Source organism: Mycobacterium neumannii (genome assembly GCF_002245615.1).
GTDB lineage: Bacteria > Actinomycetota > Actinomycetes > Mycobacteriales > Mycobacteriaceae > Mycobacterium > Mycobacterium neumannii_A.
The window spans coordinates 20,864-35,937 of the sequence record NZ_NKCO01000010.1 but is presented as its reverse complement, the minus strand read 5'-3'; the positions used below and the strand labels follow the sequence as shown (position 1 = coordinate 35,937).

The window sequence follows — 15,074 nt, the reverse complement described above, 5'->3', positions numbered from 1 at the left end:
GGGATTCGGCCCCACTCTTGGCAGGCACTCACCGGTCGTTGAAGGTGATCCGCACCGAGATCGGGTCGCTTTCCATCGCTCGCATCGTCAACGCCGTCGCCGACTGGCCGAGTTTGCCCGCGCCGCCGAAGGTGCGGGCGCGGACGCGCACGTCGTCGTCGGGCTCGAACGTCGCGGTGCCCGTGCGCCATTCGCCGTTGACGCGGACGCGCACTCTGGGGTTCGCCGCGATGTTATAGGCCCAGCCTGCGCGGCGACCGTGCTGCGAGATCACCCATACGCCGGTGTCGTCGGCGCGGCCGGCCAGCGGTACGAGCCGCGGCTGCCCGCTCTTGCGTCCGATCGTCTCGAGGTCGACCACCAACGACGACCGGATGCCCACGCGGTCGAGCGCGGCGACCACCGGATTCATCAGGACGCGTCCCAGCTGCCGCTCGACCTTGAACTTGCGCACCGCCTTGTCGGCGCTTCGTGCTGTCATCGCGAACCTCCTCGGGGGGATGAGGTCAACGACGTTACTTGAGTGATCACTCAAGAACAAGCCTCAAGCGGCCGAGTGAGAAGCCACGGTCGTGGAATGCGCTGCTCAACGACCAGCGACGGTCAGCATTAGTCCGCCGCCAGCGGCAGTCGCACCTCGAAACGTGCGCCCGTGCCCAGGTTGCGGGCGGACAACGTGCCGCGATGGGCCTGCACCAGGCCCGCGGCGATCGCAAGCCCCAGCCCCGACCCACTGGGCAGCGACGAATCAGCACGCGGCACGCGATCGTTGGACCCGCGGTAGGCGACGTCGAACACCCGCGGCAGGTCGGCCTCGTCGATGCCGACGCCGGTGTCGTCGACGCGCGCCCACGCACCGTTCTCGTCCGAGCCCAGCGAGAGCGACACCCGGCCCCCCTCCGGGGTGTGGGCGATCGCATTGGCCACCAAGTTGGACAGCACACGCACCAACGCGCGGTCGCTGCCCAGCACCCGCACCGGCGCCTCCGGCAGCTCGGCCGTCAACGCCACTCCCGCGCGCTCGGCGGCGATCCGGTGCGCGGTGAGCACATCGTCGACCACCTCGTCGAGCGCCACCTTGTCGAACACCGGTTGGACCGCACCCGCGTTGATCTTCGACATCTCGAACAGGTCGTCAACCATCTCAGAAAGCCGAACCGACTCTTGCTCAATGGTTTTGGCGTGTACACGGACCTCGGCGTCGGGTACCACGCCGTCGGCGATCGCCTCGGACACCGCCCGTATCCCGGCCAGCGGGGTCCGCAGATCGTGGCTGACGAACGCGACCAGCCTGCGGCGCGACTGTTCGGCGGCCCGTTCGGACTCGCGGATCTCCTGCTCCCACACCGTGCGACGGGCCTGATAGCGCGCGAGCATCACCGCGGCGGGAATCGTCACCACCGAGACGATCACCAGGACGATCGCGGTCTTCTCGAAGGTTTCGGTGATCATGAAGCGGCTGGCGCCGAGCACACCGGTGAACGTCGCCAACACCGGGATGAGCACCAGCGCCACCATGCTCACCGCCAGCGACCACGACCGGGCCAGGCGGATCACGAGTGCGCCCGCGAGCACCACGGGAACCGAACATGCCAGCGCCAACCCGATGATCTCCCAGAGGTCGGACGGCACTAGGCGCTCTGCCCTTCCGGCGAGCGGGCCTCGCTGCTCCACAGATAGCCGCGGCCCCACACCGTCTGCACCCTGTGGTGCTCACCGAGCTTCGACCGCAACCGCTTGACGTGCACGGTCACTGTCGACAGGTCGCCGAAATCCCAGTGCCACACCTGTTTCAACAGTTCCTCGCGGCTGAACACGATGTCGGTGTGGGTGAGGAAGAACAGCAGCAGGTCGAACTCGCGGTTGGTCAGCGACACCGGCTGTCCGTCGACGGTCACGGTGCGCGCGGCCGTCGACACGGTCAGGCCGCCGACCGCGATGTCCAGCGCCCGCCGGCCCGTCGGTGCGGGCGCGCGCCGCAGCACCGAGCGCACCCGCAGCGCCAGTTCGCGCGGGCTGAACGGTTTGGTCAGGTAGTCGTCGGCGCCGGCCTCCAGGCCCGCGATGCGGTCGTCCTCCTCGCCGAGTGCGGTCAGCAGGATCACCGGCATCGTGTATCCGCCGCGCTGGCGCAGGTTGCGGCACAGCGTCAGCCCGTCCGGGCCCGGCATCATCACGTCGAGGACCGCGACATCGATGTGCTGGGAGCCGAGCAGCCGCAGGGCCTCGGCTCCGTCGTGGGCGATCGCGACGTCGAGGCCGTCGCGCTCGAGATACCGACGCACGACATCACGCACGACGCTGTCGTCGTCGGCGATCAATACCCGCGTCACAGTTTCCGAGAGTAGTCCCGTGCGGCGACTACCTGCGCCGATGTCACGGATCCGTCATTGATCCACTGGTCGGCGCGGTCAGGGGCTGGTTAGCCTCGAACCCATGCCCGACTGTTCGGTGACCGTGGTGCTGCCGTGTCTCAACGAGGCGCAGTCGCTGCCGGGCGTGCTCGCGGCGATCCCGGACGGATACCGGCCGCTGGTGGTCGACAACAACAGCACCGATGCGACCGCGGATGTCGCCCGGGAGCATGGCGCGCTGGTGGTACCTGAGAAGCGGCCCGGTTACGGCGCCGCAGTGCACGCCGGGGTGGTAGCGGCGACGACGCCCATCGTGGCGGTGTTGGACGCCGACGGTTCGCTGGATCCCCGTGACCTGCCCGCTCTGGTCGACGACCTCCACCGCGGGGCCGACATGGCGATCGGGCGCCGCCGGCCGGTGCCGGGGCTGAAGTGGCCGTGGCATGCCCGCCTCGGCACCGCGGCGGTGTGCTGGCGGCTGCGGCAGCGCCACGGCCTGGCGGTACACGACATCGCCCCGATGCGGGTCACCCGCCGCGACGCTCTGCTCGACCTCGACGTTCGCGACCGCCGCTGCGGGTACCCCCTCGAAATGCTGGTCCGGGCGGCGGCCGCCGGGTGGTGCGTCGTCGAGCGCGATGTCGACTACCGCGCGCGCACCGGCGGCAAGTCCAAGGTCAGCGGATCGGTGCGGGGTAGCGCTGTGGCCGCCTTCGACTTCTGGCGGGTGATCTCGTGACGGTGCTGGCGGTGACGGTGTTGGTGGTGGCCAAGGCGCCGGTGGCCGGTCTGGCGAAGACCCGGCTCGCCGCGACGATCGGCGACGCCGCCGCGGCCGACCTCGCCGCCGCCGCGCTGCTCGACACCCTCGATGCCGTCACCGCCGCGCCGGTCGGACGCAGGGTCGTCGCGCTGACCGGCGATCTCAGGCAGGCGAGCCGAGGTGACGAAATCGCCCACAGCTTAGACGGATTCACGGTGATACCCCAACGCGGCGCGGACTTCGCCCAGCGACTGGCCAACGCGCACGCCGACGCTTCCGCCGGCGACCCGGTACTGCAGATCGGCATGGATACCCCGCAGGTCACCGCCGGCCTACTCGTCGAATGCGGGCGAGCGCTGATAGGAAGCGACGCGGTCCTCGGACCCGCCACCGACGGCGGGTGGTGGGTGTTGGGTGTCTCGCGCCCGTCCATGGCCGAATGCCTGCGGAGCGTGCCGATGTCGCGGTCCGACACCGGCGCTTTGACCCTGGCGGCGTTGCGCGGCAAAGGCATAGACGTCGGTTTGCTCGACGAGCTCGCCGACTTCGACACCATCGCCGACATCGACGCGGTGCGCCGGGGATGCGCGCCGGACAGCCGGTTCGTCCAGGCCGCCGAGGCGGTGCTCGCCTGATGCTGGGCAACCTCTACGACTGCGCGCTCGACGGGGAGCGGTGCTGGATCCGAAGCGACGACGGTCAGGTTCGCGCCCTTCCTGTGCATCGCTGGATCGGAGGCGCACACGCCGATTGCCGCTTCGACCGCGCCGTCGTCGGGCTGTGCGAAGGGCCGACGATCGATTTGGGCTGCGGTCCAGGACGATTGGTGATCGAGCTGATCCGCCGGGGCATACCTGCGCTCGGTGTCGACCAGTCCGCGACCGCGGTCGGGCTCGCGCGGCGCAACGGTGCGCCCGTGCTGCGCCGCGACGTGTTCGGACAGCTGCCCGCAACCGGGCGGTGGCAGACCGTGCTGCTGGCCGACGGCAACGTCGGCCTCGGCGGCGACCCGTTCCGGATGCTGCACAGGGCCGCGGAGTTGTTGCGCCGAGGCGGGCGGTGCATCGCCGAGTTCGAGGCTCTGACACAGGGTGTGCGCAACCGCTGGGTCCGGCTCGAGTCGTCGCGCGTGGTCGGGCCGTGGTTCCCGTGGGCGTCGGTGGGCATCGACTGCGCCGCCGAGGTCGCCGAGACCGCGGGCCTGGCGATGACCCGCGTCCATCCGATCGGCAACCGGGTGGTCGCCAGCCTGACGCTGGCTTAGGTCCTGGTCGTCGCCAGCCGCACGGCGTAGACCACCGCGCTGATCCCGAACATCGCGGACGTCAAGAGCAACCACCTGCCCAGGTACGGATCCTGGGTCTGTCCCGTCGCGGCCAGCACGACCGGCGCCCCCTGTTTGATGATGCCGGGCAGAAACAACAGCAGGGTCAACGCCGAGCCGAGCGCCGGTACCCGCACATAGTTCAGTAGCGGAACCCGTAACCGGGGAATTCGCGTGCCCCACAACAGGACCCGGTCCACCAGCGCGTAGAGCGGAAACAGCACGAGATCATGGACGACGATCGCCGCGGCGAACCACACCGCGATGGATTGCCACCACGTGCGGGTGTTCCACAACGCCGGCGGTGTGAGAGTGGCCAACACATAACCGAATAGCGCGAAGCCGGCGACCAGCGTCAGCAGGTGCAGCGGATGTGATCCGTAGACGGCGCGGAATCGCCCCACGTCAATCACCGGCCCGGAAGTCGATCGAGCCCACCCATTTGGTGTTGTGCACGCCCGGCAGCGCAGGCACGATGACGCGGGCCGGGAAACCGTGATCGGGTGACAGGTCGACGCCGTTGACCCTCAGCGCCAGCAGCGCGTCGGGATGCAGAAGCTGATTGCGTTGCAGCGTCGTGCGATTGAAAGCCCCGCGCCGCTCCACGGACCGGACGAACGCCGATACCGGCGAGGGCACACCGGCCAACCGGGCCAGATCCCGCAGCGGCACGCCGGTCCACGTCTCGGTCGTCGACCAGCCTTCGACACAGGCGATCGGCAAGCGGGCGGTGTGCTGGGGCATCGCGGTCAGCGCGGCGCGGTCGAGCACCACCGGGGATGCCCCTCCGGTCATGGTGAGTCGCCAGCGCTCGCCCGTCATCTCCGGTGTGATCCGGGCCGCGGCGGCAGTCCTGTTGACCTGGAAGTCATTCGGGCCGTCGCCGCGGGTTCGGCCGCGGGGCAGGAGGAGAGCGGCGTGCCTGGTCCATCCGCCGATCGACTGCCCGGCGGTGAGAACCGCGAGCAACGCGGCCCCGCCACCGACCAGAGCGAGCGCGCCGCGGCGACTCATCGTGGGGGGCTCGGGATCGGCGGGAGCCAACCCGTCGGGCTCATACGGGTCGGCGACGGTGTCCTCGCGCGACGTGCGCAGCACGGAACGCATCGACCGTGACCGCAAACCCTCCCGCAGGCGGGGGAACTTGATGGCGACGTGCACGACGAACCCGGCGATGAACACCCAGGCGCCGAAGTAGTGGGCGGTGTAGAAGCTGAAGCCGAAGATGTAGTCGTACTGGATGTTCAGCACGCCGGTGACGATCTCGAACAGCGCCCCACCGACCAGCATCAGCAACGAGATCCGTTCCACCAGTTGGGCGATGGAACGCGCAGGCGGCCAGGCGAACAGCCGGGGAATCACCGACCACAACTTGGCGAGCACCACCGGCACGAGCACCAGGCCGAGCCCGACGTGCAACCCCTGCGTCAGCCGGTACAGCCAGGACGGGTCGGTGGGCCAGTCGAACGTCGGAAGCTTCAGCCAGCCCACATCGCCCGGTATGGCCTGACCGAACTGCGGCCCGTAGGCGATGTAGGACAGCAGGCCGGTGAGGATCACCACCGGCAGCCCGATCAGCAGCACCGAGCCGAACACCGATGTCAGCCACAATCCGCGCAGCGGGCTACGCCAGCGGATCACCCGCTGTACCCGGGGCCGGTCGCCGGGTTGCACGGTTACAGGGTCCCGGCAATGTCCTACGGATGTGCGTGGTGACCCGCGACCGTTACCAATTCGTCAGAATGAAGTGGTTGAGCAGCAGGGCGCCCACCACGTTGACGGCGAGCCACCTGCGATGCGACCGCGGCGGTAGCAGTGCCCCGGCGGCGGTCAGCCAGACGGTGAACGGCAGCCAGATGCGTTCGGTCTCGGCCTTGCTCAGCATCGACAGGTCGGCGAACAGGATCGCCAGCAGCGCGCCGAGAAGAAGCATGGGCAGGCCGGGCCGACGCCGGATCGCCGCGATGTCGAACACCCTGCCGAGACCGGCCACACTGCCGAGGCCGATCGCGCACACGACGGAGGCGAGGTTCGCCCACCCCCAGTACTGGAACGGCCGGTCATTGGCGATGCCCTGCCAATAGCGTTCCTGCACCAGCTGATAGCCGTCGAACCACCAGAACCCCAGCACCGCGAAGGCCGCCACCACGGCGAGGACGACCCCGACCGCCGGTACCGCGGCACGGGCAGCGGCCCGCCAGTCGGCCGCGCACATCAGCACCGCGAGCGCGGGTAACGCCATCAGAACCAGGCCGTAGTTGAGGAACAGGCCCCAGCCCAGTAGCAGACCGGCCCCTGCGGCGGCGAGGACGGGCCATCTCGCGGTGCCCCCGACGGCGATCGCCAGCAGCGCGATACCCCACGCCGCGACTCCCGCGAAGTCGCCGTCGGCCGACACCGCGATCCAGATCGCCGTGGGCGCAACGGCGACGAAAGGGGCCGCCAGCCGCGCAGTCGCTTCCCCCGACAGTGCCCGCACTGCGACGAGGATGGCGGCTGCCGCGCTGGATCCGACCAGCAGGCACAGCAGGCCGGCCCACGCGCCGCCACCGAGGCCGACGCGGTCGAGCCAGACGAAGGTGAGCAGAGCCCCAGGGGGATGGCCCGACACATGGGTGATCCACGAATCCGGTTGGTAATCAAGGATTCTGTCGGAGAATGTTCGCAGCGCATGCGGGATGTCGGTGACGGTCGGGACCTGACGCAGATACTCGTGGCGGGCGACCAGCCTGCCCGCGAAACCACGCTGCCACCCGTCGATCATGGCCAGCGAGAACGCCCATGCGCACGCCGTCGCCCATGTAGCCCAGGGCAACGCACGCCACGACAGCCGTTGCGCGACCTTCGGCCCCCACCACACCACTGCGGCGCCGATCACGACCGCGGGGACCGTGCCCAACCCGACGTGTGCGTTCCACCATCCGAAGATCGGCGCGGTGTCGGCGAACTGGCGTAGGCGCCCTGGCGTCGCATTGATCAGTGGCGTGACGATCCCCAGGTCGAGACGCGGCACCACGAACGCGGTGACCACCAGCAACACACCGACGGCGACCGCCACGATCTCCTTGCGACTGGTCGGCATTCCGTCACCCTATTCGCCAGCAGCACCCAGCTCTGAGTGATTTCGGTGTAGTTCGTCGCGTTCACCGCGACGGACTACACCGAAATCAGTACAGCCGGGTGCGGGTGTTGGCCTCGCTGTAGTACTCGTCGAGCTGGGCCTGGGTCCATTCGGGCCGGATCGCCTTGAGTAGCTGCGCGACGCTCGGCAGCGCCGATGGGTTCCACGTCGACGGGTCCCAGGTCTCCGAACGCAGAAAAGCCTTGGCGCAGTGGAAGAACACCTCTTCGACTGCAACCTCCAGCGCGAGGATCGGACGCTTGTCCTTGACCGTCAGCGCGTCGAAATAGTCAGCGTCCGAGAGGATCTTGGCGGTCCCGTTGATGCGCAGGGTGTCGCCGCGGCCGGGGATCAGGAACACGGTACCGACATGCGGGTTCTGCAGGACGTTGAGATAGCCGTCGACCCGTTTGTTGCCCGGCCGCTCCGGTATCGCGATCGTGGTGTCGTCGATGACGTGCACGAATCCGGGCGGATCGCCCTTGGGCGACACGTCGACGCGACCCCGCGCATCTGTCGTCGCGACGAAAGCCAGCGGCGTGTGGGCGAGCCAGTCGCGCTGTACCGGCGACAGGCGGTCCCTGACCTTGTTGGCGACGTAGTGGTCCGGTCGCCCGACGATGGCCCGCAATTCGTCGACCGTATTGACTTCGCGACGCATGGGTCCATCATGCTCGACCGCGCAATGGGTTAACCCCGTCGGTCGCCGGGTAGCCGAACGGGCGGAGGTGAGTGCAATGGCACACCACGTCGAGGTCGACGCCGCGCTGTGGGACGAATTTCACCGCGTGGTCAACATGACGTCCCGCGAACTACTGGACTGGCTGCGCACCCGGTCCGCCGCCGAAGACTCCGAAGAAATGCCCGACCAGGCGGGCACCGAGACCGGCCGCGCCGTGCTCGAGATCCTGCAGAAGCGCTCGGTCGACCTCACCGACGAGGACGAGCGCGTGATGCGCAAGGTCGTCGACCGCGTTCACGCCGAACGCGGCGTCGACCTCGAGCCCACGGCCGGTCAGGATAACTGGCGGCACAGGCTCATGACGCTCGGTCACGACCCGCTCAAGCCTGTGATCTGACCAGGGAACCTGGCCGCCAGCGCGCGCCGGTCGATTTTGCCGATGCCGCGCCGCGGTATTTCGTCCACGATGTGGAACTCGCGCGGTGCCGCGGTGGCATCCAGGGTCGCGGTGACGTGCTCGCGTAGCTCGGCGGGCGTGGGGGCGTCGTGACCGGCGGCGAGCACGACGGCCGCGGCCACCCGCTGGCCCAGCCGCTCATCGGGCACCCCGAACACCGCGCATTCGGCCACCGCCTCGTGGGTTGCAAGGGCGGCCTCCACGATCTGCGGCATGATCGTCAATCCGCCGCTGCCGATCGCGTCGTCGACCCGGCCGAGCACCGTCAACCGGCCCTCGGGGTCGACGACTCCCACGTCGTCCGTGCGGAACCAACCCGCATCGGCGAAGGGATCGGGGTCCACCGGGTTGCGGTAGCCCTTCGCAAGCGTCCGGCCGCCCAACACAATCCGACCCCCGTCTGATGTCGCCGGCCGCGCGCTGTCGCGAATCCGAACCCGCACACCGTCCAACGGCACGCCGTCGTACACGCATCCGCCTGCGGTCTCGCTCATCCCGTAGGTGCGGACGACCGAAATCCCCGCCGCGGCAGCACGTTCGGCCAGGCCAGTCGGCATCGGCCCCCCGCCGATCAGGACGGCGTCCAGCGTGGCCAATGCGTCGGCCGCCCCCTCGTCCCGCAGAGCTTTGTCGAGTTGCACGGCCACCAGCGAGGCGTAACGCCGTCCTGGACCCAAAGCGTCGACGGCAGAGGGCAATTCGTCCGGATCGAACGTAGGCGCCAAGGCCACCGGTGTGGTACCTGCAACGACGCTGCGGACCAGCACCTGAAGCCCCGCGATGTGATGCGCTGCCAAAGCCAGCAGCCAGCGCCCCGGCCCGCCGAGCCGGTGATGTGTCGCCTCGGCGCTGGCGGTCAATGCGGCGGCGGTCAGCATCGCACCCTTGGGCGTCCCGGTGGTGCCCGATGTCGGCACCACCACCGCCACGTCGTCGTCGATCTCCGCGCCGCACCGCAACGCCCCTGACAGAAAAGATGATTCGCGATCATCCCCGGCAGGCACCGGCAGCACCGTGGCACGACCGGCCAGCATGTCGTGCACGACGGGCAGCAATGACAACGCCGCGGCACCGGACCCGACCGAGACCGCGCGCAGGACGGCTATGGGTCACCCTCCCCGTCGCGTGGATCATCGAGGGGCCAGCCGCGGACCGCCAACCGTTGGCGAACTCGCTCCACATCCTCAGACGTCGGCAGCGCATCGGTGATCTGGGTGATGAGGACTCCGATATCGGCGTCGTCGAAGTCGCCGTTCCGCTTGAGCTCCATGGCGACGGTTCGCACCTCGTCCTCGGTGAGGCGCCGCCGCAGGAGCGAGAACAACGGCACCCGGTCCGGACCGGGCACCCCTTCGGGGTAACCCGCTGTGATCCACGCGACAATTTTGGCCAGAAACTTCGTCACTGTGCCCTCCCGCGTGTCGCATCGGGTCTACCCACTCCCGATTGGATGATGCTAGTGCGCGACCGAACAAGACGAGTTCGGCGTCGCCGGCAAACGCTCGACCGCCGGCGGGTGAACAATGGATGAACACATTGCCCGAGAAGGCGAAATGCCAGATGACACGCCGGTCCAAGAGCGTCGCAGATTAGGTGAAACGAAGTCTATGGCCGCAGAATTAACGCCGTGAGCGCTGAGTTGATCGTCCTCGTGCTGTTGATCACAACCGCACTGGCCTTCGACTTCACCAACGGCTTCCACGACACCGGCAACGCGATGGCCACATCGATCGCCACCGGTGCGCTCAAGCCCAAGACCGCGGTCCTGTTGGCGGGCATTCTCAACCTGGTCGGCGCGTTCCTGTCGGTCGAGGTCGCGGTCACGGTGACCACCTCGGTGCTCAACGTCCAGGACGGCCAGACCGGCGCCCTGCTGCCGTCGATCGACGCGTCGACCGGTCTGACGATCATCTTCGCCGGGTTGATCGGCGGCATCCTGTGGAACCTGCTGACGTGGTTGTTCGGCATCCCGTCGAGTTCCTCGCACGCACTGTTCGGCGGGCTCATCGGCGCAGGCCTGGCCGCCATGGGCACCGCAGGCGTCAACTGGAGCGGCATCAGCCAGAAGGTGCTCATTCCCGCGATCGCCGCGCCGCTCATCGCGTGCCTGGTCGCCGCCTGCGGCACCTGGCTGGTGTACCGGATCACCCGCAAGGTGACAGAGCGCCGCCGCCGGGAGGGCTTCCGCTGGGGCCAGGTCGCGACGGCCTCGCTGGTCGCGCTGTCGCACGGCACCAACGACGCGCAGAAGACGATGGGTGTCATCGCGCTCGCGCTCATCACCACCGGGCACCTGAGCGGCGACGTCAAGGAGAACGGCCTGCCGTTCTGGGTCATCTTCAGCTGTGCGGTCGCGATCGGGCTCGGCACCTACCTCGGTGGCTGGCGCGTGATCCGCACCCTGGGCAAGGGTCTGGTGGAGATCCAGTCACCGCAGGGCTTCGCTGCCGAAGCTTCCTCGGCCGCAATCATTCTCAGCTCGAGCGCCGCTGGTATGGCGTTGTCCACCACCCACGTCGCCACCGGTTCGATCCTGGGCAGCGGCGTCGGCAAGCCGGCCGCCGAAGTCCGCTGGGCGGTGGCGGGCCGGATGGCTGTGGCCTGGCTGATCACCCTGCCGGCTGCGGGACTCGTTGGCGCACTGTCCTTCTGGCTGGCCCATGGCGTCGAGGCGCTCACGGGATCGGGCCTCGCGGGCGACGGGTTCATCTTCCTGGTATTGGTGGGCCTGTCGTTCTACATGTGGTGGCGCGCTCAGCAACAGAAGGTCGACCACACCAACGTCAACGCCGAGTGGGACGGTGCGACCAACTCCGTGGTCCCCGCCGAACTGCGGGCCGCCATCGAGGAAGCAATGCCCGAAACCGTCAGGCCGCCCGCGACGGTGTAGCGGAGGAACATCGATGACCTATCTCGAGAGCATTCTGAAGGTACTGGTGGTCGGGCTCGTCCTGGGCGCGGGACTGCCCGCGTTGTTCGCCACCGGCTTGATGGCCTTTTCGAGCGGCGCCGGGGACGAGTCGGCCGACGGCACCGTGACCGCACCCAACCGGGTCCGCAAATACCTCGGCATCGGTTTGTTCGTGTTCGTCGGATGGGTGATCGTCACCGCGGTGCTGTGGATCACCAGGGGCACGATCATCCACCACACGGGGATCGACCTGTTCCCCTTCATGCCGCAGAAATGAGTTGCGCCACACCATGACCGAGAACCGCACCGTGCTGGACAGCGTGCTCAACTGGCTGCGCCGCGGGTATCCGGAGGGCGTGCCGCCCACGGATTACTTCCCGCTGCTCGCGCTGCTGAAGCGCTCGCTCGCCGAGGACGAAGTGGTCAGCGCCGCGCAGGCGGTGCTCAGGAGCGCGAACTCGGACATCGTCACCGAAGCCGACATCCGCGCGGCGATCCACCAGGTCACCGCGCAGGAGCCGAATCCCGAAGAGATGCACCAGGTTGCGTCGCGGTTGGCCTCGGTCGGCTGGCCGCTGGCCCCCGCGCGCTGAACTCTAGGGCGTCACCGCCGGGTGTCGCGGCGCAGCGGGTGCGTCTCGGGCACCTGAACGAAGATCAGCAGCACGCCGTCGGGATCCTCGACGTGCATCTCATGCAGGCCCCACGGTTCCTCACGTGCCTCCCGCGCGATCGGTACGCCCCGGCCCGACAGTTCCTTCTCGGTGGCGTACACGTCGCGCACCTGAAGCCACATCGTGCCGCCCGCCCGCGGGCCACCGTGGCCGGCGAGTTCGATCAACGACTGGCCGGCGTAGAAAACCGTGCCCGCACCGTAGTCGCGGGCGATCGCCAGCCCCAACTCATCGCGGTAGAACGTCAGGGAACGCTGATAATCCGCCGGCCGAATGAGCATCCGGCTGGCCAGAATCTCCATGACATCGTGTCTATCACGCTCAGCCGATCCGCCGCCCGACACCTTCCCAATAGGGTTCCCGCAGCGCACGCTTGAGGATCTTGCCGCTGGGGGTGCGGGGCAGGTCTTCTGCGAACGACACCGACTTGGGTAGCTTGAACCCGGCCAGCCGCTCGCGGGCGTACGCGATGAGGTCTGCCTCGCCGGGGAAGCAGCCCGCCGCGGGCACCACGACCGCCTTCACCGCCTCACCCCACGTCGGGTCCGGAACGCCGATCACCGCGACGTCGGCGACGTCCGGATGGGTCATCAGAACGTTCTCGATCTCGGTCGGGTACACGTTCTCGCCGCCGGACACGATCATGTCCTTGACCCGGTCGTGCAGGTACACATAACCCTCGGCGTCGACGTAACCGGCGTCGCCGGTCTTCAACCAGCCGTCCGGGGTGACGGTGGCGGCCGTAGCAGCGGGGTTGTTCCAGTAGCCGCGCATGTTCTGGCGCGAGCGCGTCCACAGCTCGCCGACAGTCCCGGTGGGGACGTCGCGGCCCGCGTCGTCGACGATGCGCACCTCGACCCACCCGAACGGCTTACCGCAGGAGCGCAGCAGTTCGGGGTCGTGACGGTCGAGTTGCGTGATGGATCCGGTGGTTTCGGTCTGCCCGTACACCTGCAGCAGATCGCAGTTGAACCGTTCGAGAGCCCGGACCAGGACGTCGTCGGTGATCGGCGATGCGCCGTAGACGATGGCGCGCAGAGCCGAGAAGTCCGTCTGCTCGACGCCCGGGGTTTCCAGTAGGCGCTGGATCACCACCGGCACCAGCAGCATGTTCGTAATACCGTGCTGCGCAACGGCTTCGAGGATGGCGGTCGGGTCGAGGTCGCGCAGCACGACCGTGCGCGCGCCCTCGCAGAGACCCACCAGTGCCCAGCCGGAGCCCGCCATGTGGAACATCGGCATCACGGCCAGGCTCACACTGTCGGCGTCGAAGCGCCATTTGTCGGCGATCCCGGTGGCCTTGCAGAAGTAGTTGTCGTTGGTCAGCATCACGCCCTTGGGCGCTCCGGTGGTGCCGGAGGTGTACATCAGAAATGCGACATCGTCTGGTTGCGTTGCGACGCAGGGGTCGTCGGCGGGATAGGCGCCCATCCAGCGATCGAACTCCGGCCACCGGGGGTGCTCGCCGACGGCGACGACCTGTGCCGTCAGCCGGTCCTCGATCGCCTCGACGTGACAGAAGAAGTCGGCGCCGACGATCACCACCTTTGCGTCGGCGTCGTCGATGATGTGCAGCATCTCGGGTGGTGCCAGTCGCCAGTTGACCGGCACCACGACCGCGCCGAGTTTGGACAGCGCACAGGCGACTTCGAAGAACTCGATGCCGTTCTTCTCGATGAACGCGACCCGGTCGCCGAACCCCACACCCGCGGCGCGCAGCGCCTGAGCTACCCGGCTGGACCGGGTATCGAGGTCGCCGAACGTCGTGGTGCGATCACCGGCGATCAATGCGACCGCGTCCGGACGTTCGGCGCCGAAGACGCGTGCGATGTCGGCGACGGTCGCGATGTCGGGGTGGGGCATTTACTTGTTCGGTTGTAGGCGTTGCCGTTTCATCACGGCGTCGACGACCGCGGGTGCGAAGCTGTTGAGCACCTGGGCGCTGACAGCCATCCGCGGCGCGATCCGCACGGGCCGGGTCTTGGCGGCCGTGACCATCCACTCGGCGGCCTCGTCGGAGGACAGCCCCGGCAATCCGTCGTAGGCGCGAGTGGGGGCGATCATGGGCGTGCGCACCAGCGGATAGAACAGCGTGGTCGAGTGCACTCCGTCAGCGCTCCACTCGGTTTCGATGACTCGGCTCACCGCGGTCAGCGCCGCCTTCGACGCGTTGTACACCGAGAACAACGGCGACGACTCGCTGAGCACGCCCCAGGTGGACACGTTGATGATGTGGCCGTCGCGCCGCTCGCGCATGCCCGGCGCCAGGCCGCGGATCAGTCGCAACGGCCCGTAGTAGTTGATCGCCATGGTGCGTTCGACGTCGTGCCAACGGTCCAGCGACTCGGCCAGCGGTCTGCGGATCGACCGGCCGGCATTGTTGATCAGGATGTCGACGCCCCCGAGCTCAGTGACGATACGTTCAACCAGCCCGTCGACCGCGTCGAGATCCGACAGGTCGCAGGCGTGTGCCCTGGCGTCCCCGCCGTCGTCGGCGATCCGGTCGACCAGCGCGTCCAGCAGCTCCTGTCGGCGTGCCGCCACCACGACGGTGGCGCCGCGGCGGGCGAACTTCTCCGCGGCCGCCTCGCCGATCCCCGATGACGCGCCCGTGAGCAGGATGCGCTTACCCCGCAGGTCAACGATGTCGCGGCCGGGCTGGTACTGCAGCAACTCGGGGACCACGGGCGGGCGCATGGTGGTCAGGACGAGTTGGTCGGCCAACCGCCGCAACGGGCTCTTGCTCACGAGCGGTGAGTCTAGGCGAGCGGCTTGTGCACGAAAACGC

The 15,074-nt window shown here is 68.4% G+C and carries 19 protein-coding genes; 7 read left to right on the top strand and 12 right to left on the bottom strand.

Translation table 11 applies throughout. The features are described 5' to 3' along the window. Positions 1-28 precede the first annotated feature (28 nt). The 3 genes from CEX88_RS13570 to CEX88_RS13560 all read right to left on the bottom strand — a co-directional run bounded on the left by CEX88_RS13570 (position 29) and on the right by CEX88_RS13560 (position 2,333). The gene (locus tag CEX88_RS13570) at positions 29-481 is read right to left on the bottom strand and encodes a nitroreductase family deazaflavin-dependent oxidoreductase (RefSeq protein ID WP_094293884.1); all 453 of its coding nucleotides are present in this window, start codon (positions 479-481) and stop codon (positions 29-31) included. A 128-nt stretch (positions 482-609) separates the two neighbouring features. Next, positions 610-1,632 carry a sensor histidine kinase gene (locus CEX88_RS13565; RefSeq protein WP_066842135.1) on the bottom strand — a complete coding sequence of 341 codons (1,023 nt, stop codon included), beginning with the start codon at positions 1,630-1,632 and terminating at the stop codon, positions 610-612. Beyond that, entirely contained in the window at positions 1,632-2,333 is a 702-nt protein-coding gene (locus CEX88_RS13560; protein ID WP_094293883.1) for a response regulator transcription factor, read from the bottom strand. Before CEX88_RS13560 ends, CEX88_RS13565 begins: the two co-directional genes overlap by 1 nt. A gap of 103 nt (positions 2,334-2,436) precedes the next feature. Here CEX88_RS13560 and CEX88_RS13555 point away from each other — a divergent pair, with 103 nt between their 5' ends. The 3 genes from CEX88_RS13555 to CEX88_RS13545 are packed head-to-tail and all read left to right on the top strand — an operon-like array spanning position 2,437 to position 4,381. Further along, a complete protein-coding gene (locus CEX88_RS13555; protein ID WP_094293882.1) occupies positions 2,437-3,093 on the top strand; it encodes a glycosyltransferase family 2 protein in 657 nt (218 codons plus the stop codon). Beyond that, positions 3,090-3,752, top strand: a complete 663-nt coding sequence (locus CEX88_RS13550; protein WP_202931491.1) for a TIGR04282 family arsenosugar biosynthesis glycosyltransferase — start codon at positions 3,090-3,092, stop codon at positions 3,750-3,752. Before CEX88_RS13555 ends, CEX88_RS13550 begins: the two co-directional genes overlap by 4 nt. After that, the gene (locus CEX88_RS13545) at positions 3,752-4,381 is read left to right on the top strand and encodes a methyltransferase domain-containing protein (protein ID WP_094293881.1); all 630 of its coding nucleotides are present in this window, start codon (positions 3,752-3,754) and stop codon (positions 4,379-4,381) included. The genes CEX88_RS13550 and CEX88_RS13545 overlap by 1 nt, the downstream gene beginning before the upstream one ends. On the opposite strand, the gene CEX88_RS13540 is transcribed toward CEX88_RS13545, so the two are convergent. The 4 genes from CEX88_RS13540 to CEX88_RS13525 all read right to left on the bottom strand — a co-directional run bounded on the left by CEX88_RS13540 (position 4,378) and on the right by CEX88_RS13525 (position 8,223). After that, the gene (locus CEX88_RS13540) at positions 4,378-4,854 is read right to left on the bottom strand and encodes a hypothetical protein (protein WP_238382065.1); all 477 of its coding nucleotides are present in this window, start codon (positions 4,852-4,854) and stop codon (positions 4,378-4,380) included. The genes CEX88_RS13545 and CEX88_RS13540 overlap by 4 nt on opposite strands. Beyond that, complete coding sequence (locus CEX88_RS13535; protein ID WP_094293879.1) at positions 4,847-6,115, bottom strand: molybdopterin-dependent oxidoreductase; 1,269 nt, start codon at positions 6,113-6,115, stop codon at positions 4,847-4,849. Before CEX88_RS13535 ends, CEX88_RS13540 begins: the two co-directional genes overlap by 8 nt. A 52-nt stretch (positions 6,116-6,167) precedes the next feature. Further along, a complete protein-coding gene (locus CEX88_RS13530) occupies positions 6,168-7,523 on the bottom strand; it encodes a hypothetical protein (RefSeq protein ID WP_094293878.1) in 1,356 nt (451 codons plus the stop codon). A gap of 85 nt (positions 7,524-7,608) precedes the next feature. Then, the gene (locus CEX88_RS13525; protein WP_094293877.1) at positions 7,609-8,223 is read right to left on the bottom strand and encodes a pyridoxamine 5'-phosphate oxidase family protein; all 615 of its coding nucleotides are present in this window, start codon (positions 8,221-8,223) and stop codon (positions 7,609-7,611) included. Between the two features lie 76 nt (positions 8,224-8,299). Between CEX88_RS13525 and CEX88_RS13520 the strand changes: the two genes are divergently transcribed. Then, complete coding sequence (locus tag CEX88_RS13520; RefSeq protein ID WP_094293876.1) at positions 8,300-8,641, top strand: DUF3140 domain-containing protein; 342 nt, start codon at positions 8,300-8,302, stop codon at positions 8,639-8,641. On the opposite strand, the gene menE is transcribed toward CEX88_RS13520, so the two are convergent. Together menE and CEX88_RS13510 are read right to left on the bottom strand one after the other, a co-directional pair. Continuing rightward, positions 8,614-9,756: an o-succinylbenzoate--CoA ligase gene (gene menE, locus CEX88_RS13515; protein ID WP_274381114.1), complete on the bottom strand. Its 1,143-nt coding sequence runs from the start codon at positions 9,754-9,756 to the stop codon at positions 8,614-8,616. The two genes, CEX88_RS13520 and menE, sit on opposite strands and share 28 nt — an antisense overlap. Before the next feature lie 47 nt (positions 9,757-9,803). Beyond that, positions 9,804-10,106: a DUF3349 domain-containing protein gene (locus CEX88_RS13510; protein WP_064399641.1), complete on the bottom strand. Its 303-nt coding sequence runs from the start codon at positions 10,104-10,106 to the stop codon at positions 9,804-9,806. Positions 10,107-10,328: 222 nt separating this feature from the next. On the opposite strand from CEX88_RS13510, the gene CEX88_RS13505 reads away from it, so the two are divergent. The 3 genes from CEX88_RS13505 to CEX88_RS13495 are packed head-to-tail and all read left to right on the top strand — an operon-like array spanning position 10,329 to position 12,205. Continuing rightward, the gene (locus CEX88_RS13505) at positions 10,329-11,591 is read left to right on the top strand and encodes an inorganic phosphate transporter (RefSeq protein WP_094293874.1); all 1,263 of its coding nucleotides are present in this window, start codon (positions 10,329-10,331) and stop codon (positions 11,589-11,591) included. 13 nt (positions 11,592-11,604) lie between these two features. Further along, the gene (locus CEX88_RS13500) at positions 11,605-11,889 is read left to right on the top strand and encodes a hypothetical protein (RefSeq protein ID WP_068200579.1); all 285 of its coding nucleotides are present in this window, start codon (positions 11,605-11,607) and stop codon (positions 11,887-11,889) included. 13 nt (positions 11,890-11,902) lie between these two features. Further along, complete coding sequence (locus CEX88_RS13495; RefSeq protein WP_064399847.1) at positions 11,903-12,205, top strand: DUF3349 domain-containing protein; 303 nt, start codon at positions 11,903-11,905, stop codon at positions 12,203-12,205. An 11-nt stretch (positions 12,206-12,216) separates the two neighbouring features. Here the strand turns inward: CEX88_RS13495 and CEX88_RS13490 are convergent, their stop codons facing one another. From CEX88_RS13490 to CEX88_RS13480, 3 genes are read right to left on the bottom strand one after another with little or no spacing between them, the layout of a single operon-like run. Next, positions 12,217-12,588: a VOC family protein gene (locus CEX88_RS13490; RefSeq protein WP_066842113.1), complete on the bottom strand. Its 372-nt coding sequence runs from the start codon at positions 12,586-12,588 to the stop codon at positions 12,217-12,219. A 19-nt stretch (positions 12,589-12,607) separates the two neighbouring features. Next, positions 12,608-14,149 (bottom strand): long-chain-fatty-acid--CoA ligase, encoded by a 1,542-nt coding sequence (locus tag CEX88_RS13485; protein WP_094293873.1) that lies wholly within the window; start codon positions 14,147-14,149, stop codon positions 12,608-12,610. Continuing rightward, positions 14,150-15,034 (bottom strand): SDR family oxidoreductase, encoded by an 885-nt coding sequence (locus tag CEX88_RS13480; RefSeq protein ID WP_094293872.1) that lies wholly within the window; start codon positions 15,032-15,034, stop codon positions 14,150-14,152. It abuts the gene before it with no gap. Positions 15,035-15,074 lie beyond the last annotated feature (40 nt).